The sequence below is a fragment of the Vibrio sp. A1-1 genome (assembly GCF_021728175.1).
Classification (GTDB): domain Bacteria; phylum Pseudomonadota; class Gammaproteobacteria; order Enterobacterales; family Vibrionaceae; genus Vibrio; species Vibrio diabolicus.
The window spans coordinates 38698-65153 of record NZ_JAKKCL010000002.1 but is presented as its reverse complement, the minus strand read 5'-3'; the positions used below and the strand labels follow the sequence as shown (position 1 = coordinate 65153).

At 44.5% G+C, this 26456-nt stretch carries 21 protein-coding genes; 8 read left to right on the top strand and 13 right to left on the bottom strand.

The window, feature by feature from the left end:
• Nucleotides 1-86 precede the first annotated feature (86 nt).
• A complete protein-coding gene (trxB, locus tag L3V30_RS04380; protein ID WP_005393195.1) occupies nucleotides 87-1046 on the bottom strand; it encodes a thioredoxin-disulfide reductase in 960 nt (319 codons plus the stop codon).
• A gap of 359 nt (nucleotides 1047-1405) precedes the next feature.
• Between trxB and L3V30_RS04375 the strand changes: the two genes are divergently transcribed.
• Both L3V30_RS04375 and L3V30_RS04370 read left to right on the top strand, forming a co-directional pair.
• Nucleotides 1406-2062, top strand: coding sequence for a 2OG-Fe dioxygenase family protein (locus L3V30_RS04375; protein WP_005393193.1), 657 nt, complete (start codon nucleotides 1406-1408; stop codon nucleotides 2060-2062).
• The gene (locus L3V30_RS04370) at nucleotides 2046-3281 is read left to right on the top strand and encodes a cysteine desulfurase-like protein (protein WP_237308410.1); all 1236 of its coding nucleotides are present in this window, start codon (nucleotides 2046-2048) and stop codon (nucleotides 3279-3281) included. Before L3V30_RS04375 ends, L3V30_RS04370 begins: the two co-directional genes overlap by 17 nt.
• Before the next feature lie 98 nt (nucleotides 3282-3379).
• Here the strand turns inward: L3V30_RS04370 and L3V30_RS04365 are convergent, their stop codons facing one another.
• Nucleotides 3380-4204 (bottom strand): DUF2797 domain-containing protein, encoded by an 825-nt coding sequence (locus tag L3V30_RS04365; RefSeq protein ID WP_005393189.1) that lies wholly within the window; start codon nucleotides 4202-4204, stop codon nucleotides 3380-3382.
• Nucleotides 4205-4540: 336 nt separating this feature from the next.
• On the opposite strand from L3V30_RS04365, the gene L3V30_RS04360 reads away from it, so the two are divergent.
• Complete coding sequence (locus L3V30_RS04360; protein WP_237308409.1) at nucleotides 4541-5878, top strand: GGDEF domain-containing protein; 1338 nt, start codon at nucleotides 4541-4543, stop codon at nucleotides 5876-5878.
• A gap of 142 nt (nucleotides 5879-6020) precedes the next feature.
• Here L3V30_RS04360 and L3V30_RS04355 read toward each other — a convergent pair whose 3' ends face one another.
• The 3 genes from L3V30_RS04355 to L3V30_RS04345 form a co-directional block, all read right to left on the bottom strand.
• Complete coding sequence (locus L3V30_RS04355) at nucleotides 6021-7391, bottom strand: DASS family sodium-coupled anion symporter (protein WP_005395853.1); 1371 nt, start codon at nucleotides 7389-7391, stop codon at nucleotides 6021-6023.
• Between the two features lie 219 nt (nucleotides 7392-7610).
• Nucleotides 7611-8345, bottom strand: coding sequence for an ElyC/SanA/YdcF family protein (locus tag L3V30_RS04350; RefSeq protein WP_031780501.1), 735 nt, complete (start codon nucleotides 8343-8345; stop codon nucleotides 7611-7613).
• Nucleotides 8346-8499: 154 nt separating this feature from the next.
• The gene (locus L3V30_RS04345; RefSeq protein WP_005395857.1) at nucleotides 8500-10188 is read right to left on the bottom strand and encodes an NAD-dependent malic enzyme; all 1689 of its coding nucleotides are present in this window, start codon (nucleotides 10186-10188) and stop codon (nucleotides 8500-8502) included.
• 213 nt (nucleotides 10189-10401) lie between these two features.
• On the opposite strand from L3V30_RS04345, the gene L3V30_RS04340 reads away from it, so the two are divergent.
• From L3V30_RS04340 to L3V30_RS04330, 3 genes are all read left to right on the top strand, one after another.
• Entirely contained in the window at nucleotides 10402-12756 is a 2355-nt protein-coding gene (locus L3V30_RS04340; RefSeq protein ID WP_237308407.1) for a helicase-related protein, read from the top strand.
• A gap of 288 nt (nucleotides 12757-13044) precedes the next feature.
• The gene (locus tag L3V30_RS04335; protein ID WP_005377965.1) at nucleotides 13045-13422 is read left to right on the top strand and encodes a hypothetical protein; all 378 of its coding nucleotides are present in this window, start codon (nucleotides 13045-13047) and stop codon (nucleotides 13420-13422) included.
• 329 nt (nucleotides 13423-13751) lie between these two features.
• Nucleotides 13752-15425: an alkaline phosphatase D family protein gene (locus tag L3V30_RS04330; RefSeq protein ID WP_237308405.1), complete on the top strand. Its 1674-nt coding sequence runs from the start codon at nucleotides 13752-13754 to the stop codon at nucleotides 15423-15425.
• A 78-nt stretch (nucleotides 15426-15503) separates the two neighbouring features.
• Here the strand turns inward: L3V30_RS04330 and L3V30_RS04325 are convergent, their stop codons facing one another.
• The 7 genes from L3V30_RS04325 to L3V30_RS04295 form a co-directional block, all read right to left on the bottom strand.
• Complete coding sequence (locus tag L3V30_RS04325; RefSeq protein ID WP_006742604.1) at nucleotides 15504-16607, bottom strand: phosphoribosylaminoimidazolesuccinocarboxamide synthase; 1104 nt, start codon at nucleotides 16605-16607, stop codon at nucleotides 15504-15506.
• A 202-nt stretch (nucleotides 16608-16809) separates the two neighbouring features.
• Complete coding sequence (locus tag L3V30_RS04320) at nucleotides 16810-17202, bottom strand: SulA-like leucine-rich domain-containing protein (RefSeq protein WP_065645308.1); 393 nt, start codon at nucleotides 17200-17202, stop codon at nucleotides 16810-16812.
• 413 nt (nucleotides 17203-17615) lie between these two features.
• Nucleotides 17616-17798, bottom strand: coding sequence for a hypothetical protein (locus L3V30_RS04315; protein WP_005377960.1), 183 nt, complete (start codon nucleotides 17796-17798; stop codon nucleotides 17616-17618).
• Nucleotides 17799-17975: 177 nt separating this feature from the next.
• On the bottom strand, nucleotides 17976-18953 hold the full coding sequence (locus tag L3V30_RS04310; RefSeq protein WP_237308404.1) for a J domain-containing protein: 978 nt from the start codon (nucleotides 18951-18953) through the stop codon (nucleotides 17976-17978).
• Between the two features lie 76 nt (nucleotides 18954-19029).
• A complete protein-coding gene (locus L3V30_RS04305; RefSeq protein ID WP_005377956.1) occupies nucleotides 19030-19689 on the bottom strand; it encodes an OmpA family protein in 660 nt (219 codons plus the stop codon).
• Between the two features lie 217 nt (nucleotides 19690-19906).
• Nucleotides 19907-20602, bottom strand: coding sequence for a DUF2786 domain-containing protein (locus L3V30_RS04300; protein ID WP_005395879.1), 696 nt, complete (start codon nucleotides 20600-20602; stop codon nucleotides 19907-19909).
• A gap of 209 nt (nucleotides 20603-20811) precedes the next feature.
• Entirely contained in the window at nucleotides 20812-21492 is a 681-nt protein-coding gene (locus L3V30_RS04295; protein ID WP_237308402.1) for a DUF3334 family protein, read from the bottom strand.
• Nucleotides 21493-21756: 264 nt separating this feature from the next.
• Between L3V30_RS04295 and L3V30_RS04290 the strand changes: the two genes are divergently transcribed.
• Both L3V30_RS04290 and L3V30_RS04285 read left to right on the top strand, forming a co-directional pair.
• Nucleotides 21757-24792: an FAD-binding and (Fe-S)-binding domain-containing protein gene (locus L3V30_RS04290; RefSeq protein WP_237308400.1), complete on the top strand. Its 3036-nt coding sequence runs from the start codon at nucleotides 21757-21759 to the stop codon at nucleotides 24790-24792.
• Nucleotides 24793-24865: 73 nt separating this feature from the next.
• Nucleotides 24866-25327: an isoprenylcysteine carboxylmethyltransferase family protein gene (locus L3V30_RS04285; RefSeq protein ID WP_053807257.1), complete on the top strand. Its 462-nt coding sequence runs from the start codon at nucleotides 24866-24868 to the stop codon at nucleotides 25325-25327.
• Between the two features lie 111 nt (nucleotides 25328-25438).
• Here L3V30_RS04285 and L3V30_RS04280 read toward each other — a convergent pair whose 3' ends face one another.
• Nucleotides 25439-26164 (bottom strand): DUF3581 domain-containing protein, encoded by a 726-nt coding sequence (locus L3V30_RS04280; RefSeq protein WP_005395883.1) that lies wholly within the window; start codon nucleotides 26162-26164, stop codon nucleotides 25439-25441.
• Between the last annotated feature and the right edge of the window lie 292 nt (nucleotides 26165-26456).

Genomic DNA, 26456 nt, shown 5'->3' with positions numbered 1-26456 from the left:
AATTGTTTTAATGAGGCGGTAGTATACAAAAGAAAACCCAGCGGGAATACCGCTGGGCTTTAAGGATATGACACAAATGTGAAAAGTTATTTGTCACCAAGTGAGTCTAAGAAACGCTCAGCATCTAATGCCGCCATACAACCTGTACCTGCAGATGTGATAGCTTGACGGTAGTTATGGTCCATAACGTCGCCTGCTGCAAATACACCTTCAATGCTAGTTTGTGTCGCGTTGCCTTCTAGGCCAGACTTAACGATGATGTAGCCATCTTTCATGTCTACTTGGCCTTCAAAGATTTGTGTGTTTGGCTGGTGGCCGATCGCAATAAACGCACCCATCACTTCAAGGTCTTCAGTCGCACCTGTGTTGACGTCTTTAATACGAACGCCAGTTACGCCCATGTCGTCGCCAAGTACTTCATCGAGAGTTCGATCGGTATGAAGAACGATATTACCGCTTTCAACTTTATCCATCAGACGTTTCACAAGGATCTTCTCTGCACGGAATGAATCGCGGCGGTGGATCAGGTGAACTTCTGACGCAATGTTAGATAGGTAAAGTGCTTCCTCAACAGCAGTGTTACCACCGCCCACAACTGCAACTTTCTGATTACGGTAGAAGAAACCGTCACAGGTTGCACAAGCAGAAACGCCGCGACCTTTAAATGCTTCTTCAGACTCAAGGCCAAGGTATTTTGCTGATGCACCTGTAGAAATAATCAATGCGTCACATGTGTACTCGCCAGAATCGCCTTTTAAACGAAATGGGCGTTGTGATAGTTCTACTTCGTTGATGTGATCAAACACGATTTCAGTTTCGAAACGCTCGGCGTGCTCTTTCATGCGATCCATCAATGCAGGACCTGTCAGACCTTCAGCGTCGCCGGGCCAGTTTTCAACTTCAGTAGTGGTGGTTAGCTGACCACCTTGTTGCATTCCCGTCACAAGCACAGGGTTTAGGTTGGCACGCGCTGCGTAGACGGCAGCTGTGTATCCTGCTGGACCAGAACCAAGAATTAATAGTTTACAATGTTTTACGTCGCTCATTATGGCTCCAAAAAGGGCTGAACATTTCCCTCGATTGTATGGAAATTCTTAGTGCTTTAAAAGCATAAACAACGATTGTGATCGAATAATTGGTTATAGATTAGAACCCACTAAAGATTGATAAAGAACGTTGACTTCTAGCATAAAATTCTATTCGTAGTAGAGAAGTCTAGTTTCAAATATCGCCAAAGCGCAAAACTGAAACATGGCTCTGTGTTTGTGCCTTGGATTGGTCTGTTATGTTGTTTTTGTTATTTTGTTGAAGCTATCAACGTTAAAAGCTGGCAATTGCAGAATATTTGCGTAACCTAGTGTGTAAATTAAATGTTAATTAATGTGCCTCATTAAAGGAGACAATGATGTTACATTCACGTGAGAATACTCTGCATTTAACACAGCTCAGCATGGCAGCAATTGAGCAGCTTTCCCCATCGTTTGAAGAACTGCCTCGTACCGAGCATGCAGATGGTCAGTATCGACTAAGGCGTTATTCTGTGGTTGGTTTTGATAATGGCAAAGTCATTGACTTAAACAAAAACAGCTTTGTTCAATCGTCTGATATCAACCGATTCCAAGGTGATGTTGTAAGACAATTTGAGCCGATTGAGAAGGATATTCTCACCAGTGATGGTTTCCGAGAAATGTGCGAATTGTTTGTCAATGCGAATCATCTGCCTAACGGCCAGGAAATAGAAATTCACCAAATCCGAATCACAGCGCTAGAAGAAGAAACTCAAGTGGCACCTGAAGGTGTACACCAAGACGGTTTTGATCACATTGCAATGGTTGGCGTGGGACGTCATAACATCATTGGTGGCGACATCATGCTGTACAGCAGTCATAACCAAGCCCCATTTTTCCGTAAGGTGTTAGAAACGGGTGAGGTTGCAATATTGGCAGACAGTAAACTGTGGCACAACGCGTGCCCAATCCGTTCTGTCATTGATGATGAAGCGGGTCATATGGATGTGTTTGTACTCACGGCTACGGATAAGCGCAATGAACTTCAATCTTAATCTGATCAGAGAGCAGTTTCCGGCACTCGCTCAATACCATAACGACAAACCTGTGACGTTTTTTGATGGTCCAGGCGGGTCACAGGTACCTCAATCAGTGCTAGACAGCATGGTGGGGTATTTAGGTCGTTTCAACGCCAACTTAGGCGGGCATTATTTTTCTAGCCAAAAGACGGTTGACGTGATGCAAAACGCACGCGAGTCAGCGCAAGCTCTGCTTAACGCGCCGTCATCTGGCAATATCGTCTTCGGTGCGAACATGACATCGTTAACCTTTCAGCTTAGTCGTGCGATTAGCCGAGATTGGCAAGAGGGAGATGAGATCATTGTTTCTGCTTTGGACCACTATTCGAATGTGTCTAGCTGGCAGCAAGCGGCAGAAGATAAAGGCGTTACGGTTCATCAGGTTCGTATCAACGAAGATGATTGTACGTTGGACTTGGAGAATTTAAGCAGTCTTCTTTCTGATAAAACGCGCCTTGTAGCGGTGACCTATGCATCGAATACGACTGGTTCTATCGTGGATGTGCAGCGAGTAGTAAGCATGGCGCACAACGTTGGGGCACAAGTTTATGTGGATGCCGTTCATTATGCGCCGCATCATTTGGTTGATGTTCAAGCGTTAGGCTGTGACTTTTTAGCTTGCTCAGCTTACAAGTTTTTCGGCCCGCACGTTGGTATTGCTTACATAGCCGATCAGTGGCTGCACAGTATTCGTCCGTACAAAGTCGAGCCTGCTACCAATATTGGCCCAGGCCGATTTGAAACGGGGACGCAAAGTTTTGAAGGTCTTGCTGGTGTCGTTGCTGCGGTTGAGTATCTGGCTCAATTTGGTGAAGCCAGTTTACCCCTTCGTCAACGATTGGAGCAAAGTTACCAATTGTATGAACAACATGAGCAACGCTTGAGTGAGCGATTCTTACAGCGTCTGAGTGCACTAGATGGTGTCAATCTATTTGGCATTGCGAAAGAAGATAGCCAGCTCCGCACACCAACTTTTGCGCTAACATTCGACCGATATTCTCCAGAGTTTATCGCGAAAACGCTGGGTGAACACAACATCTGTGTTTGGAACGGCCACTTTTATGCGCTGGGCTTAGTTCGTCAACTTGGTCTAGAAGAGTCGGGTGGTGTGGTACGAATTGGTTGCATGCATTACAACACAATAGAAGAAGTCGACATGTTGTTCGATGTACTAGAAAACATCCTTGATGCGTAACTGATTATATCTTCCTGATAGAAAAAAAGCTCGAGTCAAACTCGAGCTTTTTCGTTTTTATTTCAACAAACCAGCTATATATATATATGTATATGCAGCTAGGCGCTTACTTCCACTTCATAGGAAGTGAATTTTCTTACGTTGATCACGCCAGTGTCAAAAATGAGGTATTGACCTTTGATGCCTTGCAAAGTGCCAGTAACAACCGGGTTTTTATCGAAATTATGCGAGGTGATCTTAGTTGGGTGCTGTTGCACCGGATAGCTAAGGTCGGTAATGCTTTCGCTTAATATTTCAATTGCATCTTCACCGAATTGCTGTTTTATCTCAGCAATCTTATCTTCGACTAAAGGTAATAGCTCAGCAAAACGATCTTGCAGTGCCATTGGTTCACCATCGCCTTTCAGCAGTGTGCGCCAATTGGTTTTATCTGCGATGTGTTTCGCCAGTTCAACTTCAATTAATCCGGAGATATGTCGAGTTTTTACCTTAAAAATTGGCAAACCCTGAGTCGCACCTTGATCAATCCAACGAGTTGGGATTTGCGTGTGACGAGTGATACCAACTTTTAAGCTGGATGTATTGGATAGGTAGACAAAGTGATCCACCATGCAGTTCTCTTCGCCCCATTGTGGCTCGCGACAAGTCCCTTGGTCGTAGTGGCAAGTCTCTGGCTTCATGATGCACATATCGCAGCTTGCTAGCTTTTTCATACAGACAAAACAATGGCCTTGCGAATAACTCTTTTTCGTTTTCTTACCACATGAGCAACAAAAAATATTGCCCGTGTGAGTCAGTGTGAGCGTTTTACCCAGAAACGGCGATAGATCAATTTCTTCCTCACCAACAGGTAGACGGTAACTGACAGCACCGTCCAGAGATGCACGCATTTTATTTAGCGTACCAGTTGCAATTAATGACATGACATTACTCATTATTGTGTTTTTGCACAGTATATCCGAAGTGGTGATGAGATGCAGGGTTGACAGGCACATTAAAGCGAAATGTATCGCTCGGAAATGTTATGCACTGGCCTTCATGGGTTAGGAAATACGGCTGTGAAATGCTTCGCAAATAACAAGTGAACCGCATTTTTGAGAGATTTAAAAACGTGATAACGGTTCAAAACACGTTACCATGTATCGAAAGTAAGAACGAAAGCTAAAAGTAATTTTGTTTCTTGATAAATGACTTTGTTTGAAGTTCGAAAAATCATTGAGTACATTGTGTTGTATATAAGCTGAGCAGGTCACTCGCCCATGAAGTGGATCCATAAATTTATCTTTGCCCTCTCTATTTGCACTATTAGTTTGGTTGCGCTTTATAGTGTTCTTGGCGATACACGAAAGCTGACCATTACACCAGAACATTTCAATATCTATGCGACTAAAGACGCCAGCGAAGGTGGCTTGAGTGAGGCTGATATTTTTTACGATAAGCAAAGCCTAGTTCTCAGCTGTGACTTAAAGCAAAGCTCGTATGCTTGGCCTTATTGCGGAATCTCTGTTTATACCGATTCCACAACGCCAACACAGGGGATTGACCTTTCCAATTACCATACGATTCGATTGAAAGTGAGATATGAAGAGGCGGGGGTGGGGCCCAATCCGAGCCATGATTTGCGTTTATATCTGCGCAACTATAACCCTGAGTATTCCAAACCAGACGACGAGTACACGATTAAATACAATGGCATGCAGTTTTCTCCGTCCGGTTCAAACGACATCATCGAAATTCCGATTAAAAATTTACAGGTGATGACGTGGTGGTTAGTAGACAACAAAGTCGCAATTGAACACTCAGCACCTGAATTTTCAAACATCACACGTATTGATATAGCGACCGGATCTGGTGCGGCACTTGGCGAGCACAAAATTGTGATTGATAAAATTGAGTTTGAAGGCGCTTACCTTGCACAAGAAACGTTACTGTATGCGCTCTTACTCTCTTGGATGGCGCTTGGGCTGGCATTTTCGCTGCACGAATTACGAAAAAATCGAGTCGCTTATGAAAAAGCGAAAAAACGTCATCGTCATTTAGAGAAGGTGAATGGTACGTTGCGAGCTCAAAACTATGAGTTTGCAGAGTTGGCGCATCGCGATGCGTTGACGGGAGCGATGAACCGTCACGCAGTTCAGCACTGGCTTGAGCAGCAATCACGTCAAGTTCGCTGGGGGCATAGTACATTCAGTATCCTTTATATGGATTTGGATAAATTTAAGAAGGTGAATGACAAATTTGGGCACCAAATGGGGGATGACATATTGCGCGAATTTGTCATGGTGGTGGCAAGTTCCATCTACCCAGATGACCGACTTGTTCGTTGGGGGGGAGAAGAGTTTGTTGTATTTTGCCCTGACACCAATATTGAGCAAGCTGTGAAGAAGTCGGAAATGATTCGCAAAAATGTGGAGAGTCATTTGTGGGTACACGGTGAATCATTAACATGCAGCATTGGCGTTGCCCAGATGCAAAATGAACGCGTCTCCGAAACCATGGCGAGAGCAGACGAAGTGCTTTACCAAGCGAAGCGCAATGGTCGCAACCGGGTCGAGGTTCATTATGGTTTGCTTGCCTGCGAAAAGAAGCAAGCCTAACGATTCGTCACTCAAAGGAATTAAAAAAGGTGGCCAACTGGCCACCAAGAGGGAAACTGCTGAACACCACTTAGGGGGAAGTTTGGGTCATCGATGTGATTACCGTGAGCAGCAGTGTAGTGCTAATCGAACTTGCTATTTTTTACCAGAACAACCAAGCGAAAAGCGTTAGTGCAGCAATACAGGCAATGTTTAAGACGAAGCCAATTCGCATCATTTCTTTTTGCTTGATATGACCCGTACCGAACACAATCGCATTTGGAGGCGTCGCAACTGGTAACATAAATGCACAAGAAGCGGCGACGGCAATCAATGCAGAGAGAATGACCGGAGACATGCCTAAGGCCTCTGCGATGGTTGCAAATACAGGGACCAGTAGTGCAGCACTAGCGGTGTTACTTGCAAACTCAGTCAAGAAGACAACAAAAGCAACTACAGCAAGAATCGTCAGAAGGATACCAGCTTGCTCAAGGAAGCCCGACAAGCTATGAGCCAAAAATACGCTTGTACCGGTTGCTTTTAGGACGTTACTCAAACAGATGCCACCACCAAATAGGATTAACACACCCCAGTCGGTTGTTTTCTCAATATCTTTCCACTCGACGGCGCGAGAAGCCCCAAGCAGAAGGATCGCACCTATTGCGACAAGGGTATCGAACTTAGCGAAGCCACCTAGCATAGCGTTAATAGGCTTACTGAAAATCCACAACGTGACCGTCAGTAAGAAAATCGCCAGCGTAATCATTTTGCCGTTTGTCCACTCGACTGGTTGATGGTCAAGATCAAACTTGTGGCTAAGGTCAGGCTTAGTCATGGTGTACAACACGAGAATAGCGATTGGCATTAGTACTAATGAGATAGGCACACCGAGCTTCATCCACTCAGTAAAACTTAGGCCAACTTCAGCTGCTGCAATGGCGTTTGGTGGGCTGCCAACCAGCGTTGCAATACCACCAATCGAAGCACTGTAAGCGATGCCGAGCAGAACAAACAAAAAGGTATTGTGATTTTTCTTCGCGTCTAGCTTTGTCATCACACCCAGTACAAGGGGCAGCATCATAGCGGCAGTGGCGGTGTTTGAAATCCACATTGACAGGCCAGCACTCACACCAAATAGCATGAATACAGCGACAGACATTTTGCCTCGTGCGAGTAACAGCACTTTATCAGCAATAGCTTGGTCTAACTTCTGTTTATGCAAAGCTGCAGCAAGTGCAAAACCACCTAAGAATAGAAAGATGATGGAGTTGGAGAAGTTGTTCAGTGCGGTCTGAGTGTTAAACACGCCTAAAAATACCGCAAGTAATGGTATGAGTAGCGCAGTTATGCTGACGTGAATCGCTTCGGTTAGCCAAAGAATAGCAACAAAAACTAAGATGCTCAGGCCGGTTACTACTTGTGGCTCAAAGGGTAGGGTATTAAACAAGATAATGAACAATACGATATTCGCGTTCAAAATCATGCTGTTGCGAGTGAAGAACCAGTTCTTCAATGTCACAGCGAGTGCGGTCATGGGTAGTGCTCCTTTTGCATTGCCTTTTGTCGGTTTTTTTATGGCAAAGTAACTGACTTGTAGTTATTTATTGATTAAATGTTACTTGGAATGCAAAAAAGAGTTTTGCCTGAATCGTAGAGCAAATTAGAAAATGTGATGTTGAGAATTGGAAATGGGTAGAAAACTACCCATTTGTTTTATAGAAATGTTATTAGCCTTGTGAGCTGCGTGATTCCTCTATTCGACGGGAACTTGCAGAGGCTCATTAGAGATTTTTTCAGGCTCTTTTACTGCAACGATAGGCTCTTGAGGACCAAGAAACTTGGGCTGCGTATTAATAATGTAGAGGTCTAAAAAGGCTTTCACACGGGCGAGCAACTCTCGAATACGCATTGATGTTTTTTGTTTGTTTGTCGTAGGTCCTGCTACCGCAAGACACTGCGCATCAATGTTGTAAGCATCGGCAATAAACAGCGCTCGCTCACAATGAAAGCGCTGAGTCACAATCAGAAAGCGCTCCGAAGCAAAAATCTTTTTCGCCCTCACAATCGAATCTAGAGTACGAAAGCCAGCATAATCAAGGTGAATCACTTCCTCAGGCACGCCGGCTTTAAGTAAGTCGCGTTTCATCGTCCACGGTTCGTTGTAGGAGCGATGGGCGTTATCGCCACTCAATAAAAACTGTTTTACTTTGCCTTGGTTGTAAAGCTCAATCGCCGCATTAATGCGATGAGTGTAGTAAGTGTTGAGGATCTTACCGATGTATTTACTGGTACCGAGAACCACAGCAACCTCATGTTGAGGTATTTGTTCGTATTCAGTGAAAATGCTTTCTTTGGCTTGTAAAACCACCCACCGGTCGATGGCAATAACAGAAACAAGCAGACTAAGTACAGAGATCGACAAAATCAAAGCAAGTCGCTTCCAGGAAAATTTCAGCTTCCACTTTGATCTTATGCGAGAAAACAACAAAACGTTTTATATCCTTAACTAAAAATGTAGTTCTCATCATATCTGATAGAAACAAAAAGAGAGAAGCCCATTTATGCCAAAATCTGGTTAGGATGATAAAAAAATAAAAGCCCCTACATGGTAGGGGCTAATTATTAAACGAAATGTCTCAAGCTTAAAACGCAGTGCGTTTGTAGCGACGGTAAACCGGTTGCCAGAACGATTGTTCAATCGCCACGTTCAATGCTTCATCAGTAATTTCTAACGCCACACCTTGCTCGATTGCCTTCTTACCAACAGCAAACGCGATCTTTTTCGATACCGAGTGGATCTCTTCCAACGGTGGAAGTAGCGCACCACGACCGTTGATTGCTAGAGGAGAGCATGTTGCGAGCGCACGGCTTGATTCCATTAGCATCTCGTCGGTGACACGTTTTGCGTTTACAGCAAGTACACCAAGGCCAATGCCAGGGAAGATGTAGCTGTTGTTACATTGGGCAATAGGGTAAGTGCGACCTTCATGAACCACAGGCTCAAATGGGCTACCTGTTGCAACCAGTGCTTCACCATTTGTCCAACGAATGATGTCGTTCGGTGTTGCTTCTACGCGGCTTGTTGGGTTCGACAGTGGGAAGACAATCGGACGCTTACAGTGTTTATGCATTTCTTCGATGACTTCTTGGCTAAATAGGCCAGGAGCACCAGAAACACCAATTAGTACCGTTGGTTTGGCGTTACGCATAACGTCGAGGAGTGAGAAGCCATTTCCTTCATTTTCCCACTCTTTCGTATTGGTATGTTTCTGCACCAGGCGTTGTTGGAAATCAAGAAGGTTAGGCATGCCTTCTTGTAACAGACCCCAACGGTCAACCATGTAAACTTGTGAGCGAGCTTGCTCGTCAGAAATCCCTTCCGATACCATTTGTGCGATGATCGCTTCTGCGATACCGCAACCAGCAGAGCCAGCGCCCAAGAAGGTGATACGCTGCTTAGACAGCTGAGTGCCTGCTGCTTTACAGGCGGCAAGTAGAGAGCCAACAGTAACGGCCGCCGTGCCTTGAATATCATCATTGAAGCAGCACACGCGATCTTTGTAACGCTCAAGAAGAGGCATCGCATTTTTCTGAGCAAAGTCTTCGAACTGGATCAAGGCATCAGGCCAACGGCGCTGTACTGCTTGAATAAACTCTTCTACAAATGCATCGTATTCTGCACCCGTAATACGAGGGTGACGCCAACCCATGTACATCGGATCAGCTAAACGTTGCGGGTTATTGGTACCCACATCAAGCACGATTGGTAGCGTGTAAGCAGGGCTGATACCACCACACGCGGTATAGAGTGACAGTTTACCAATAGGAATACCCATGCCGCCGATACCTTGGTCACCCAAGCCAAGGATACGTTCGCCATCTGTCACAACAATCACTTTAACGTTGTGGTTTGCTGCGTTGTTCAGCAGATCGTCAATACGGTCACGGTTCGGATATGAAATGAATAGACCACGACCACGACGGTAAATGTTAGAGAAGTTTTCACATGCTGCGCCGACAGTTGGCGTGTAGATGATAGGCATCATCTCAGAAATGTGGTTTTGCACTAGGCGGTAATACAGTGTTTCGTTGGTGTCTTGGATATTACGCAGATAAATGTGCTTATCCATATCGCTTTCGAAACTCTTGTATTGCTGGTAGGCACGTTCCACCTGCTCTTGGATTGTTTCGGTAGACTCTGGAAGCAAGCCTTCTAAGTTGAATGAACTACGTTCTTCAGCAGAGAATGCACTGCCTTTGTTCAAAAGAGGGGTTGCTAAAAGAGCCGGACCCGCATATGGAATATATAGTGGGCGTTTATCGTTGTTCATTGGGTGCCTTATGTAGGGTTGAAGGATGCGCACCAAATTTTAACGGGTTCACCATTTAGTTGTAAACATGCGTTGATGCACATCAATGTAATGTCGCAAAAAAATTCAGATACCGCCGAAAATATCGGCAATATTGGTTGTTTAGAGATACCTAAAGCAGGATTTTTTTACTTGGGTATAATGTTCTGCATCATCAAATCAAATCCAATTTCTATGTTTCAACTACCTATCGACAGCCTGCAAGCTGAGTTTGACCAACATGTGAACCAAAACCATCTCGTGGTGGAAGCCGAAACCGGGTCAGGTAAATCTACCCGTTTGCCTATGTGGGCGGCAAAACACGGACGCGTGCTGGTTATTGAACCACGTCGAATTGCTTGTACCTCGTTGGCTGAATATCTTGCGGAGCAATCTGGTGAGCCAATAGGTCGCAAAGTTGGTTACGCGATCAAGCTTCATGCCTACTTTGATGAAAAAACCGAAGTTGTATTTGTGACTCCGGGAGTCGCACTGCGTTGGTTTGCGGAAAACAAGCTAGCAGGCTTCGATATCGTGATAGTGGACGAATTTCACGAGCGACGCTGGGATATTGATCTATTAACCGCAATTTTGAAGCAAGAAAATCAACATCGGTTGATCGTCACTTCCGCTACGCTGGAGGGCGAAAAGCTAGCGCGTTACCTGAATGCGAAGCGTCTGCGATCCGAAGGGCGTTGCTTTCCAGTCACGGTGACACATCGTTCTTTAGACAGCCGTTATTTACCGAATAAGAAGGGATGTGAACAAGAGGTTGTCAGAGCAGTAAAAGAAGCATTGGAAGATGAAGATGGCGATATTCTTGTTTTCCTGCCTGGACGCAAAGAGATCACCCAATGTGCTCAGATGCTACAAAGTTGCGGCGAAGTCATGGTGGTCAAACTTCATGCCTCGGTTAGTGATGAAGAACGGCACCGCGCGTTAACTACGCAAAAACAACGAAAAGTCGTATTGGCAACCAATGTTGCGGAAACCTCTCTGACCATTCCTAATATCCGGGTAGTAATCGATAGTGGTTTAGAGCGCAGAACAGTACAACGAAATGGACGTACAGCACTGACGCTGACCCACATTTCTAAGGCCAGCGCCGCGCAGCGAATGGGGCGGGCGGGCCGTGTTGCTGAAGGAGCTTGTATTCGTCTATATGGTGAACACGCGCCTTTAGAATTAGTGACGCCTCCAGAATTGCACAGAGAAGAGCTCGTCGAGCCCATGCTGGCAGCTGCTTGTTGTGGATACCGTCTTTCAACACTCGATTTTCTCGACTCAATTCCTCCAAAGTCGCTAGAGGCATCTCATTCGACGTTGTTATCTATGGAAGCGATTGATGAGGATGGCAATGTTACGCAGCACGGGAGAAAAGTATATCCACTACCCATTGATGCACTGTTTGCCGATCTTGTTACCAGAATTCAAGCGAAGCCAGAGAAGGAAGCAATGATTGATTTGGCTGCCGCCTTATCTGTGCCTGCGCAGCTCTATCAGCGACAAAGTGGTGAAGTTGCTGAGCTTCTATCTCAAGAGGAGCCATACGGATGTGATGCCTCTTTGCTGATCCGTTTGGTTCGGGGGGAGCGACTCCCTGGTATTGTCATTGATGCCAGCGCACTCGAAGAGGCACAAGGTTTAGCAAAACAAATGCGAGAAGTATTTGAATTACCGGAACTTGACGTTGCCTCTCGATATAAACGTGAAGCGCTCTTTTTCTCCATCGCCTCATTGCACCCTGAGCTTGTGTTTGTCCGACGAGCTCGTCGAAGAGATGCTCTAGGAAATGGCGTAGTCGAGATGCTGGTTGGGCGTAACAGCCGCTTTCCTGATAAAGAAGAAGCGGCCATTGTGCTAGATAGCCATAGCGTGCCAGGACGAGGTGTTAAGCAAACACTGAACCTCGCATCGGTCATGATGCCTATCCCGCTGACATTATTACGCGAACTTGAATTTGGGGAGTGGCAACAAGGTGAGACTAATTATGAAGAAGAGACGCCAAGAGCAACAATGCATTTGGTCTACGCCGGGCGAACAGTCTGTTCTGAACACCAAGCGTTACAAGGTGATGTTGCTGTTCAGTCTATTGTCGAAATGATAGAAGACGAGACACTGTTACCAGGTTTTGCTTCTCAAAGAAAACAACAAATCCAACACTGGAAACTCTACAACGCATTGGGCCTTAATGTCGAAGAAGAAGAGGTTAACGACTTGGCCTCCTTGACATTTTCTAGCTGGTTAAAGGATCAGTTGGAAACATTAGGCGTTGAAAATGTCGATGATATGGCGTTGTTTGAACCGGAAGACTTAACATTTAACGGTGTTCCAGAATGGGAATACGACGATTTCACGGAGCAGTACCCTTTAGAACTTTCGCTGCCAGAACTCCAACTGGATGTTGAGTATTATGCGTCTCGCAAACTGGTGCAGGTCGTTTATCGAGAGGGAAACCGTAAGGGGGATCCAAAGCGTTGGGAGCTGCCACGCTGGGCTGGTTGGAAGATACAGTATAAAAAGGCCAGTCGAGTGATTGATGTGAAGTAGGTAGGCGGATGACGTTGTGACAAGAATTGATATTTTCTTGGTGAATCTATAATGATTTCATATTGATAGCGTTACTTACGTGTTGTTTTTAGTTTCTTAATTGAAATATTAATCAATTGAATGCTTATATATGGCGAAGCTGTACATCAGTTGTTACAAAGCTGGTTTTAATATTTCCTTTTGCATGTAAATTAGTGCATAAAAGACGAATGTTTTATATCCCATTGCTATATCAAAACAGTTGAACGATATTTGGTATATCTCATTTTCGAGTGTCGGGGGCATAGAATGGATCAACAAGGAAAGACGTGCATTGAATTCGACTACACTAGCTTTTTAGGGGCGACAGGTAGTAAAAAATGGACCTTCTTAGAGGCATTTGCCACCATCGCGCCTATTTTCGGTTTGATGTGGAAACAGAACATTGCGGAATTGAGCAAGCCTGAAGATCGGTTGTGGGATGCCGCATTAAAATCGATGTCTTCTCGTAAAAGTGATGAATCCAATTTGGTCCGCTTAACCCAGTTAGCTAAACATGAAGGGATCAATGAATTGCGAGTCGTTATGCCATATTCGCTCGATGTTCAGCAAATCGAGTACATAGAATCTCGCAGTCAGTTGAAAGTGGACACGTCAGAACAAGATGTTCTTAACATCAAGTTTTAGGCTAAGTATTTCCACTTCATCGATGTACTACTTAACAATAGTGCAATGAAAAGCGACCTCAAAGTAGGTCGCTTTTTTATTTTGAGGTTTTTGTCACAGGTCTTGGAAGTGTGATGAATATAGAGTATTTGCACTTAAATTAACAAAAATGTAACGTTTGGAAATGCAATTGTCATAACTAGCTTCTAACTTTGTGTTTTTAGGACAAATTACCGACTAAGTGGTTGGTACTGTAAGTTCGAATTAACGTCCCTTATTGGCATACAAGGATGATCGAGTCACCACGTCATTTGGGCATAAAAACAAACACAATAAGAAAGGAAGTCAATATGTCTTTGTCTCGTCGAGACTTTATGAAAGCTGCCTCTTCAACGGCGATTGTTACCGGGCTGGTGGGCTGTGGTAGCGATGCTAGTGAATCTGTTGCGGTTACCTTCGAGCACGGGGTGGCGAGTGGAGATCCTACTCAAACACAAGTAATCATTTGGACTCGTGTTACGACCTCAGCAAGCTACGCAGATGTAAGCTGGCAAGTTTCATCTAACGAAAATTTTACTGATATCGTGCAAAGTGGCACTTTTGCCACAGACACGAGCCGAGATTTCACGGTAAAAGTTGATGTTCAAAACCTCAACGCAAATTCTCACTATTACTATCGATTCATGGTTGGAGATGTCACTAGCGAAGTCGGGCAAACTCAAACATTACCAGAGGGTGGTGTAGAAAAGGCATCCATGGCCGTTGTTTCTTGCGCAAACTATCCTGCTGGTTATTTCCATGTGTATCGAGAGATCCTAAATCAACATGAGCAAGAGCCGTTTGATGTGGTACTTCATCTCGGTGATTACATTTATGAGTATGGTGCTGGTGGCTACGCTAGTGAAGATGCTGAGGCACTAGGACGAGAGCCAAGCAAAGGCACTGAATGCATTACCTTAGATGATTACCGAAAACGGTATGCGCAATATCGCCAAGATGCTGATCTGCAAGCGTTACATGCGAGCTTACCAATGATTGCAGTCTGGGATGACCATGAGCTTGCAAATGATAGTTGGAAAAATGGTGCGGAAAACCATCAAGAAGAGGAAGGCAGTTTTAATGATCGTCGTGCAGCTGCGGCTGCCGCGTGGACAGAATGGTTGCCCGTTCGTGAAAACACTTTCTCAAACATGCTGATTTACCGTCAGTTTTCGTTTGGAAGTTTAGTCAATTTGATGATGCTCGATACGCGACTTGTGGGGCGTGATAAACCGTTGGATTACTTCTCGCTCAGCTCTCCAACGATGGAAGCGATTGGCGGTTTAGTTGCTCAGTCGCGCAGCGAAGACCGAGAGCTGTTAGGCGCTGACCAACTCGCTTGGCTGATGGATGCGTTCAGTACGCACGACGCAACTTGGAATGTGCTAGGGCAACAAGTGTTAATGTCTCGTATGGAGTTGCCAAGTTCGGTTATAGCCGCGATGTTTCAATTGTTTACTGCCACTGAAGAACAAAAAACAGAGGCGTTATTAGCAGTAAACTCTGCGATTACGGGTTACCTCTCTGACCCAAGTTCAGATACCATTGCTTTGCCATATAACCTAGATGCATGGGATGGTTACTACGTTGAGCGAGAGAAAGTTTATCAACTGGCCAAAGCCAACAGTGGTAACTTTGTCTGCTTGGCAGGAGATACGCACAACGCATGGGCAAGTGAGCTGAAAGACGTATCTAAGCATCCTATCGGGATAGAGTTTGCAACTAGCTCGGTGAGTTCCCCTGGGCTAGAGGCCTACCTAGCGTTAGATCCTGTTGCGATCGCTCAAATGGAATACACGTTGCCGCACTTAGTGTCAGAATTACAGTGGGCAGACATCAAACAGCGTGGCTTTATGCGCGTTACTTTTACGCCCGACAAGGCAGAGTCGACCTGGTATTTCGTATCAACGATTAAAGACAAAACATATCAGGTGACGACTAAGTCAGCCTCTACAACAGATGGCACTACGTTAAATATCGGCTAAACTGAGCCTAATACGAAAAAAGTCCGCAAGCTAGTGCGGACTTTTTATTGGAAAGCGTTTAGCAATCTAGCGACAGTGCTAGTCAATCAATCCGTATTCTTTGCTCAGTACTTCGATGATTTCCGCTTTCGGATTCTCACTCAAATGAATCGGCTTGCCTGTAATCTTCTCGGCAATACCAATGTAGGTGCTCGAAATCGCCATCAAAGATTCGACGGGTAAAGCATTATCACGAGCGAGTGCTTCGCGCTCTGGCATACGTTCTTTGTTTAGCAAGATATCTGGGTCAGGGAAGTGGTTAAGTAGGAACTGGCGGAAACCTTCTTTTGAGTTCTCTACGATGTGACCTGCTTGGTATTCTTTAGCATCCCATATACGAGACGAGTCTGGTGTACCCACTTCATCCATGTAAATCAGCTTTTCATTGCCAGCAGCATCATGAACATAACCAAATTCGAATTTGGTATCGACAAAGATTTGGTCGATTTCTTCTAACGCTTGGCTGATAACGTTAAAGCCTTCTTTCAGCAGTTTTTCGTAGAGTGCGATATCGTCGGCACTTGAGAAGTTAAATGCTTCGTAGTTGTCTACGATGTTTTGACGAGTAATATTCACGTCATCCGCTTCTGGCACACCGGGAATGCCTTTTAGAATGCCTTTTGTGGATGGGGTCATGAGTAACTCTGGCAGTGCTTTGTCTTTTTCTAACCCTTCAGGAAGTTGGATTCCACAAAACTCGCGCTCGCCATTTGCGTAAGCGCGCCACATCGAACCCGTGATGTATTTGCGGCAGATGGCTTCGATTTTTACAGGTTTAGCTTTTTGTACAATCCAAACAAAAGGGTGAGGAATGTCTAGAATATGGCTATCTGCTAAGCCATTTTCTTTGAACAGTTTGAACCAGTGATTAGAAATCGCATTAAGCGCAGCCCCTTTACCCGGGACACCATTAAGACCACCTTCAGCATGCCAAATACAATCGAATGCAGAGATTCGGTCGCTAATCACCATGATAGCCAAAGGCGCATCTGGAGCGACATCGTATCCTTTTTCTTTGATCAGTCGGGCACTGTCTTCTTCAGTTAACCAGTAAACTGAACGAACTTTTCCGCTGTGAACGGGTTTATGGGTGCGAATTGGCAGGTCGTCATTGACGGCAAGTACTTGATTAGCAAGACTCATTGCGACATTCCTATCATCTTAATCAAACGTCAGAAAGAGAAGATATTCAGCGAAATGTGGGCGCTGAATAAATCGAATGTGGGCATCATACCAGAACTATTTTAACTCGCCAGAGAAAAAGCAAACGTTTGCTTGTTTTCTTTAATACAAAAAAGCCTCCTTAAAAAGGAGGCGAGATGCAGGATGGATAACGTCGAACTTATTAGTGGTACTTATTAACTCTGCCTTCGACGAAAAAGACTTCACACTGATAGCGCTGCGCCATGTCGCGCAACATAGATTGATTCATAAGTGCAATTTTATTTGATGCGACAACAGCACTGGCATTGCCTGATCGGATGGCTTTGATCACGATCTCGACTTCTGAAAGCTGTTGAGAAGGCTTCATTTGAATCACGTTTTTACAGCAAATATTAGAAGCAGTGAGTTGTTCAAAGTCTGGGCGAGGGCAGTCTGCTGTAAACAAAATCCATTGTTTCTGCTGCGATAAAACAGCCAGCTTAGATAGAAGCTGATTCGAAACGGCCATGGGCTGAGTTGCTTGTGCCAATACGTTGTAACGAGAGTATGTATGAGATTGACTTTGTAACTGCATCTTACTGTTCCTTTATACATGCTGTATGTGTATACAGTAGTTTGTTTTGACGACCTGATCAACCCGTTTCTCAAAAGTTATTTGCGGTTTCTTGAGAAGAAAATAAAAGGTTTATACTTTAAGTATTTGAATTTATTTGGTTATTTTTTATTTCTGATATGTCTAACATCAATTTAAAAATGTGAGATGAGTAGAAAATTGGACGAGATACATACAGGGGTTCACTACTGTATATACAGGTGTTGTTTCACGGACAGTGGTTTGTATACAGTAGGAGAGAGGCTGATAACCGATGCGACATGCTATGTAGGATAGGAGGAAATACGAGATAGAGATTGGAAATAGGGCTTGGCCGATCAAAAAAGCGCCTTAAAAGGCGCCTTTGAAAATCAGTTCCATTGATTCCGTCTTGCTTAGCTTGCTCGTTGCAATCGTTCGCGCATTTGCAATTCGCCTTGGTTAAATAGGCGCACGTCGATTTTTGCCATGTCGTAACAAGCTTTACATGAGTAATGGTGCTTGCCATCTAAATAATCGTGACGAGTTACAAGACTAGGTTTTTTACACCAATCACAGGTGCCTTCTTCAGTGAACATTGATTTTCTCCCCACCTAGATTAATTTGAGTCGTTAGGTGTTATTTTGCGCTGAGCATTATGGCATAAAAGCGAGACTTAAGTTAAATGTCTGTTAATTTGTTTGAGAGGGAGATCGATTGCGGCGCTTGATTATATAGGTCTAAAAGCATGCTAGCCAAAGTATCTTGACCGATTTTTACTGTTTTGTAACATTTTGTGAGACAAGCTTAAAGGCATGATTGAGTCGCTTCATTTCTTCTTCACTGCCTCTTGTGTCCGGATGATAAAGCTTTGATAGCTGTCTATAGCGTAGCTTGATTGCTTGTAAATCAGGGATGTGTTGTGGTGTGTAGCCAAACATGGCGCATGCGACGCTTAGCTTATGGTTTTCTGCCTGGGTTTTGGATTTCTTAAATTCTTTGAATACTTTCTCTAGCTGGCGTTTCAGTTGCTTGTTCGTAAACTCTAGCTCTTTTATTTTTTCCGCCATTCTCTGATTTTGGCTGTCCTCTTTGGCTTCAAGCGCTTTTCTATTCTGCTTAAGTTTCTTGATTACGAGAAAACTTAAGCCGCTGATGATGAGTATCGCCGCTAGCCAGATCAGCCATAAAAACTGCGAGTATTCTACGTTGGGTTTTGCAATTGTTGTGCTTTTCTCTTCTTTTGTTTGCTCCGCCTTTTTATCGAGCGACTTTATTTGCGAGACTTGTTTAGCTCGCAGTTGATTGAATCGCTGCTCTAACAGTTGATTATAAGCCTGTTCTGCTGCTGGATTATGCTGAGAAGCCATTTGATACAAAGCTTCAGTCAATTGAGAAGCTGTGACCTTATCTTGATTGCGCTGAATAAAGTTAGCGAGAAGAAAGCCCCGATCGGTTGGATCATTGAGTGCGATAGAGGTTAGCCAATATAACGCTTGTGTTTCATTTCTTTCGCCATTTATCCCTTTAGCAAAGTCGTTCGCGAGCTGTTTTTGCGCGGGGAGGTAACCTTGGTTGGCGGATTGCTCTAGCCAGTAGCGCGTTTCTGGTGAGGCTTCAGCTTTGTTTGATGCCAATAATTGCTGTGCATACTCATATTGTTCGATGGGGTCAATTGGAGCTTGAGAGGCAAGCGAGTAACCAGAAAAGCTGAGGCTAAATAAGCAGAGTAGGGCAGACGTTTTGACAGACATTGATATGTCAGGCCTAACGATTATGGTTAGGCCTGCTCCGGTAATTTTTTATTATTACCGCTATGGTGCAACCAAATTACTTCAGTGGCAAGATCTGGATTTCAACACGACGGTTGCACGCACGACCTTCAGAAGTTTGGTTTGAGCAAATTGGGTTACGTTCGCCGTAGCCACGTGCAATTGCACGACCAGGTGCAACGTTTTGAGATACTAGGAATTGACGTACGGACTCTGCACGACGCTCAGACAACGTTTGGTTGTATGACTCACTGCCCGTGCTATCAGTGTAACCGTCGATAACAAGGCTGGTATCTGGGTATTCAACCAAGATGCGAGCAACACCGCGTAGTGTATTATGAATGCTAGCATCAAGCTGGTAAGAGCTTGAAGAGAAGCCGATACCATTTTCCATACGCAGTAAAAGCTGGTTCTCACCAACGCGCTGAACCTGTACACCAGAATTTAGCAAAGCGCGACGCAATTCTGCTTCTTGTTGGTCAAAGTAGTAACCAACGCCAGCGCCTGTCGCACCGCCTGCGGCCGCACCAATGAGCGCATGCTGACGACGTTCTTTAGCGTCATCGCCCGTTGCTAGACCGATTGCTGCACCAGCGATAGCACCAATAAGCGCGCCTTGCGTGGTTGAGTTAGTTTCGTATTCACCCGTTGTTGCATTTTGGCGTTGAGTGGCTTGACAGCCAGTAAGAGCTAGCACTAGAGCTAGTGCAATAGGCATCTTTTTCAAGGGAAAATCTCCGTATAAAACTGAGGCGAAACCATGCCTCATAATGGGATGCGAATTATGAATAAGTAAGCATTGATATTTGTTATGAGAAAGTAAGATTGATAAGAGTTTCTGTAAGAAAATTCTTATCGTTACTATCACAACTTCAAAAAGTAGGTCCCAATAACATTGGAATATTGGAACCTATGTCAATCAATTGCTGCTCTGGTTATTTCGATGGATTGCCCAACATTTTACGCGCTTGCTCGCCGCCAACACCACGGTTAACGGAGACTCTTCTACCTTTTTTCAAGCCCACTTCGTAGTCTTCGGTTAGGTTTTTCATCGCTTCTTTCAGTTGCTTCTTGAAGGTTTCGCGGTCAATGTTTTGGAATTCTTTATCAATATAATCATTGATTTTGTTGGCCGACTCTTCGTCTGGGGAAATGACTGGAAGTTTCTCTATCGCGCCCTCTACCCAACCAGATACAAATGAGTTCACGCGGCGAGTCACCTCTTGAGAAGAGGTGCCCGTACCTGCGAAGCTGTTTCGGAATTGTCCGGTACTTTCGTTCATCTCGCGATAAATAATATCGAAAGCAAATGCAGCAAAAATCGCGCGATCTGCTTCACCGATAAACTCGACACGTTTGAGCCCTTTGTGATTCAACAACACCGCTTCAACACCGAATTTAGTATTAATGCCGCGAATCACTCGCAATATGGTAGAACTGATATTCGCTGGTAGTAGGTGGGAAGATTGTGTTTTCCCCATTCTGATAAACTCAATATCGTCTTTATCCAGACCATATTTGAGCATGAGGCGATGTGCCATTTTGATAGCATTGGCAGCCTCATTAACATTAGCGGAATTGCCCAGTTCTAAGCACTTGGCGATTTTTTTCAGAGCTTTTTGTTTATCCATCGACAACCAGTAACGAAAGCAGAAAATTTATGAAGTCAGACATATTACCTTTTTTGACATAAAAACGAAATACAAGGTGGGAGTGAAGGTGGTTTATGGACATAAAAAGAAGCCCCGCGGAAGGCGAGGCTAGGCGTTTTAGTTCGTCATAATCAGTATGAAGTCGTACTTGTGTCTAAGAAGCCATTCTTCATTAAGATTAGTTGGAATTACAATCCGAGCTGGTTGAGTAAATCATCGGCGTCATCGTTCGAACTCGACGATTTAGATTCTTTCTCAGCCATATCTTTACGTGTTGCTTCTAAAATATCGTCTGGATTTTCGTCTTCTGCGATTTCAAACTCTTCTAGTTGGATGAACTCAGTTTTGTCCATTGCCAACTCTAGGTAGAAAATGTTGTTATTTTCGGTGGAGAACGTCACTCGGCGAGCTTGAGGGCGGTCAAGGTTGGTATCCACTTGTAAGATGACTTGCTTATTCAGCGCCATCATTTTTGGCTGGTTTTGTGTGATGTTCGTTTGCAGCTCTTTACGAATTTTATTGGTGAAATCTCCAACCAGTTGGTTCATTAGTTCACCCAGAACATCTCCTACCTCGTCAGAAGTATGAGATATTGCCAGTTCTTCTTCTGGCATACCCATATTACGCATGTAGTTGGTGTAGATCTCTAATGCGGCTTTTGCCGTAAAATTAATTACGACCAGCCCGGTAAACCCGCCATCAAACAGAACAAAACAGCCAAAATCTGGCTTGAGGCTAGTCTTGTGGATTTTTTGCACCATTGCAGAGTAATTTACTTGAGAAGATGTCGCCGAGGTAAGGACGCCAGAAACAGACTGGCAAAGTTTGAGAAGGATATCTTCAGTGGTCACAATTTTATTTTTTTTCATTCTGAAAACTCATCTATAAACGCGATTCGTTCCCCAATGTAAGGCATCAAGCGTGAAAAAATAAAGCATAAGTTTAATTATTGTATCGAGATTCTGATTTGCTCGTCTTTTTAAATGTTGTAAAGTGACGAAATTCAAAGAATATTACTTCACTTACTCTTTTGTGGTGTTTTGTTTCGCTGAACGCCAACTTGTATGATAAGTGAGCAAATAATTACATAACCCGCAGCTGATCGGATTCAGCGTCGTAGGGGCAGGAAGCAAATGTTACCAAGATTACACTCGCAAACTGATGTCGATCCTCTTGTTCTTAGTTTTCTGAAAGAGCTTGAGCACGCCGGATTCACTGGTGATATCGAAAGCCAATATTCAAGCCGACTAGCGGTTGCCACTGACAACAGTGTTTACCAGCAACTTCCTCAGTCTGTCGTTCATCCCAAAACGACAGAAGATGTTTCTCTCCTCGGGAAACTAAGCAATAAAGAAAAGTACGAACGAATTACCTTTTCACCTCGTGGTGGCGGCACAGGGACCAATGGTCAGTCGCTAACCAAAGGTATTGTGGTGGATATGTCTCGCCACATGAACAAAGTGCTTGAGATTAATGAGAAAGAAGGCTGGGTTCGTGTACAAACTGGTGTAGTGAAAGACCAGTTAAATGATGCGGTTCGCCCTTACGGTTACTTCTTCTCTCCAGACTTATCTACCAGTAACCGTGCCACGATTGGCGGAATGGTCAACACCGATGCTTCTGGTCAAGGATCTCTGAAATACGGAAAAACATCCGATCATGTATTGTCGCTACAAGCGGTGTTTGCTGATGGTTCAGTTTTAGAGTCGGACTTGTCTCATGGTTACCCAAAAGAGGGCGAGTTTGCTGCCAAGGCGCTACGAGTAACGGAATCCGTATGTCGTGAAAAACGCCAGCAGATCGTGGATAAATTTCCTCCTCTCAACCGCTTCCTAACGGGCTATGACTTAAAGAACGCGCTAGATGAAGACGATGATCGTTTCGATATCACACGAGTGCTGTGTGGCGCGGAAGGTTCATTGGCATTTATTACTGAAGCGAAGCTAAACCTGACGCCAATTCCGAAAGCACGTACTTTGGTTAACGTTAAATACAACAGTTTTGACTCTGCGCTGCGTAATGCACCGTTTATGGTCGAAGCGAAAGCGCTATCTGTAGAAACCGTTGACTCGAAAGTACTTAATCTCGCGAAGCAAGATATCGTCTGGCACACCGTGAGTGATTTGCTTACCGATGTTCCAAACAAAGAGATGCTTGGCATCAATATGGTGGAATACGCAGGTCAGGACGAAGAGGAAGTCGCTGCTCAGGTTGCAGCGTTGACCGCCAAGCTCGATACCATGTTGGAAACAGAAGAAGCGGGCATCATCGGCTACCAGGTTTGTAAAGATGTAGCGAGCATTGGGCGTATTTACAACATGCGTAAAAAAGCGGTGGGTTTGTTAGGCGCAGCAAAAGGTCGTGCTAAACCGGTCGCATTCGCTGAAGATACCTGTGTGCCACCAGAAAACCTGGCAGACTTCATTGTAGAGTTTCGAGAGCTGTTAGACAGCAAGTCTCTGAATTACGGCATGTTTGGCCACGTCGATGCCGGGGTGCTTCACGTACGTCCTGCGTTGGATTTGTGTGACCCGCACCAAGAAGCATTGATGCACGAAGTTTCTGATGAGGTGGTCAAGCTGGTGGCGAAATACGGCGGTTTGATGTGGGGTGAACACGGCAAAGGTTTCCGTTCAGAATATGGCCCTGAGTTTTTCGGCGACGAGTTGTTTACTGAACTGAGACGTGTGAAAGCGGCATTCGATCCACACAACAAAATGAACCCGGGCAAAATCTGTACACCGCTAGATAGTGATGCAGAGCTTGTCAAAGTTACCGATACCAAACGTGGTTACTATGACCGTCAGATTGACGTTCAAGTACGTGACAGCTTTAAACAAGCGATGGAGTGTAACGGTAACGGTTTGTGTTTTAACTACGATACCAGCTCGCCAATGTGTCCATCGATGAAAGTAACAGCCGATCGTCGTCATTCACCAAAAGGTCGTGCAGGTTTGGTTCGCGAGTGGTTGCGTCAGCTTACTGAGCAAGGCATTGATATTCTTGACTTAGAAAAGCAAACACTAGAAAACAAAACATCAATCAAAACCATGATTGACCGCGTACGTCATTCTATCAATCGTCGTCACGAGTATGACTTCTCTCACGAAGTGTATGAAGCGATGAATGGTTGTTTGGCGTGTAAAGCATGTGCGAGCCAGTGTCCGATTAAAGTCGATGTTCCGAGCTTTCGCTCACGCTTTTTAAACATCTATCACTCTCGTTACCAACGTCCTGCAAAAGACTATCTGGTTGCCAACATTGAGACTATGCTGCCGATGATGGCGAAAGCGCCAGGTGTCGTAAACGGTGTTTTGAAGCAGTCGTGGGTCAAGAGCTTAACGGCTTCAACAGTTGGGTATGTCGATGCGCCGTTGTTATCAGTACCTACATTGAAACAGCGAGTAGAGTCGCTGACAACGCCTTATGATCTGCAAGCGCTCAGCGGTTTGTCGTCGTCTGAAAAGAGCAAGCATGTTTTAATTGTTCAAGACCCATTCACTAGCTACTACGACGCCGATGTTGTAGAAGACTTCGTTAAATTATTGAAAAAGCTTGGCATGAATCCGGTACTTCTGCCATTTAAGCCGAATGGTAAAGCACAACACATTAAAGGCTTTCTACGTCAGTTTAAGGATACAGCAGCCGATACAGCGAAGTTTTTGGCGATGGTAGCGGATCTGGGTATTCCTTTAGTTGGTGTCGACCCTGCATTGGTGCTGTGTTATCGAGATGAATACGCTGAAGTACTTGGCAGTAAGCGAGGTGATTTCGATGTACTAACGGCCCACGAATGGCTTTACCCAAGACTAGAAGCGTTTGAAAGCGGAGAGCATAACGCGCAGGAACCTTGGTATCTGTTTGCGCACTGTACTGAAAAAACCAAAATGCCGAATGCGGAAAAAGAGTGGGGCGCTATTTTTGCTCACTTTGGTGCGGTTTTAAATACTGTACCGGTTGGTTGTTGTGGTATGGCGGGTACGTTTGGTCACGAGGTCGATAAGTTGTCGATGTCGAAAGACATTTACAATTTAAGCTGGAAGCCAAGCTTAGATAAGTTAGATAACGAGAGATGTTTGATTACTGGCTACTCTTGCCGCAGCCAAGTGAAACGCTTTGAAGGAACAAAGCCCAAACATCCCGTTCAGGCGCTGTTAACTTTGATATAATCACATCAAATTAAGCCCAGTTTTACTGGGCTTTTTTAGAAGTCACATACAACAATTTCAAAGGATATGAATCTTGAGAAAACTTGAACTCAAAGTCCCACCTGTTGCGGTGTTTTTGTTGGTCATACTACTCATGTATGGACTGACAGTTCTGGTGCCGAGCCTGAATATTAGCGTGCCCTTTGTCGAGGTTGTGGTTGGCGGGTTAACTTTGCTCTCTGGTTATATGGGCATTGCTGGTGTGTATGAATTCCATAAAGTAAAAACGACGGTTAACCCTGTAAAGCCTGATACGGCCTCTTCCGTGGTGAGAACTGGCGTATTTTCTTTTTCGCGCAACCCGATGTATATGGCGCTACTGCTTCTAATCATTGCAATTGGTTTGTGGTGGCAGCACTTGAGTGTGGTGCTTTGTAGCGTTGTATTTGTCAGTTATATGAATCGATTTCAAATCAAGCCAGAGGAACGTGTTCTAGAGCGATTGTTTGGTGAAGAGTATGTGGATTATAAAAACCACGTCCGCCGCTGGATTTGAGCGTCGAGTTCGGTTTCATTTTGGATAAGAAGTAAAAAGAAAGCCCAACGATCGACGTTGGGCTTTCTTTTAGTAAACACTTTTTTTGAGCGCTTCTGATAGGGCAGTCGATTAGGCTGCCTTAACGAACTTTGCTAGGAATGCATCCTTACGTTCATTGAAACGGCGTACAAGATCGTCAACCGCTTCTTGGTCATATGGCTTCAAGCCGCTTGCAACCATGCGTTTGATGCCTTTGCCAACGACTTCACCGTCTTCTTTGAACGCAAAGTTTAAGGTGACTACCCCACGTTTGCCTTCCACGTCAAACGTTGCGCCAGTGAAATCCACTTCAGGATGCGTAAGGTCTAAGCGTGAAAATTCAACTTCCATGCTTTCATAAATAACTAATGGACGTTGGCAGTTGATCATCATTTGCTTCTCTTCCATAAGAGGAACCATGATGTGAGGGAAGTTCATGCCAGAGAATTGCACGTAATTTGTTACGACATGCTCGATAAATGCCGGATCGTGGTTAGTCTCACCTTCACGGGACATGTGTAAGTATTCTTTACCTGCCTCGTCAACAACGGCGCTTTCTTTTTCACACTTATTTTCAATATGAAGTGCTACACCATCGTTTACCATGCCAGAGAAGTTAAAACGCATCTTTTGGCTGACGCCTTCTTTACTAAGAAGCACTGCGAAAAGTAAGTCCCCAGGGACACAAAAACGTTTGTTATCTTCATCGTGGATTGGGTTGTAGTCACCTGCGACACGTTTTGCAAAGTGGCTTGCTTGTTCGCGAGTGAACTGAAACTGGTGATTAGTGTTTGAAAAATAAGGTGTTAGAAACATAATTTTTACGTAGTAACCAAAACTGTGTGGGATTATATGCGAATATCTGCGTAGCAATGGTCCATCCAGTGAAAACTTCACCGTATCCTAACAATAAGACACTATTTCGGCGGATAAATCGTTAAAAACGCATACTTTAGCAACGCTTTTATTTGTGAAAGCAATAAACAGCGACTTTATTACGTCGGCTATTTTTAAAAGTATAGCAATAACAATATGCAAGTGTTCATAAAGATCGCTGGGAATACGTTTAATGAGGAGATAAAAAAGCTCCACGCTAAACGTGGAGCCT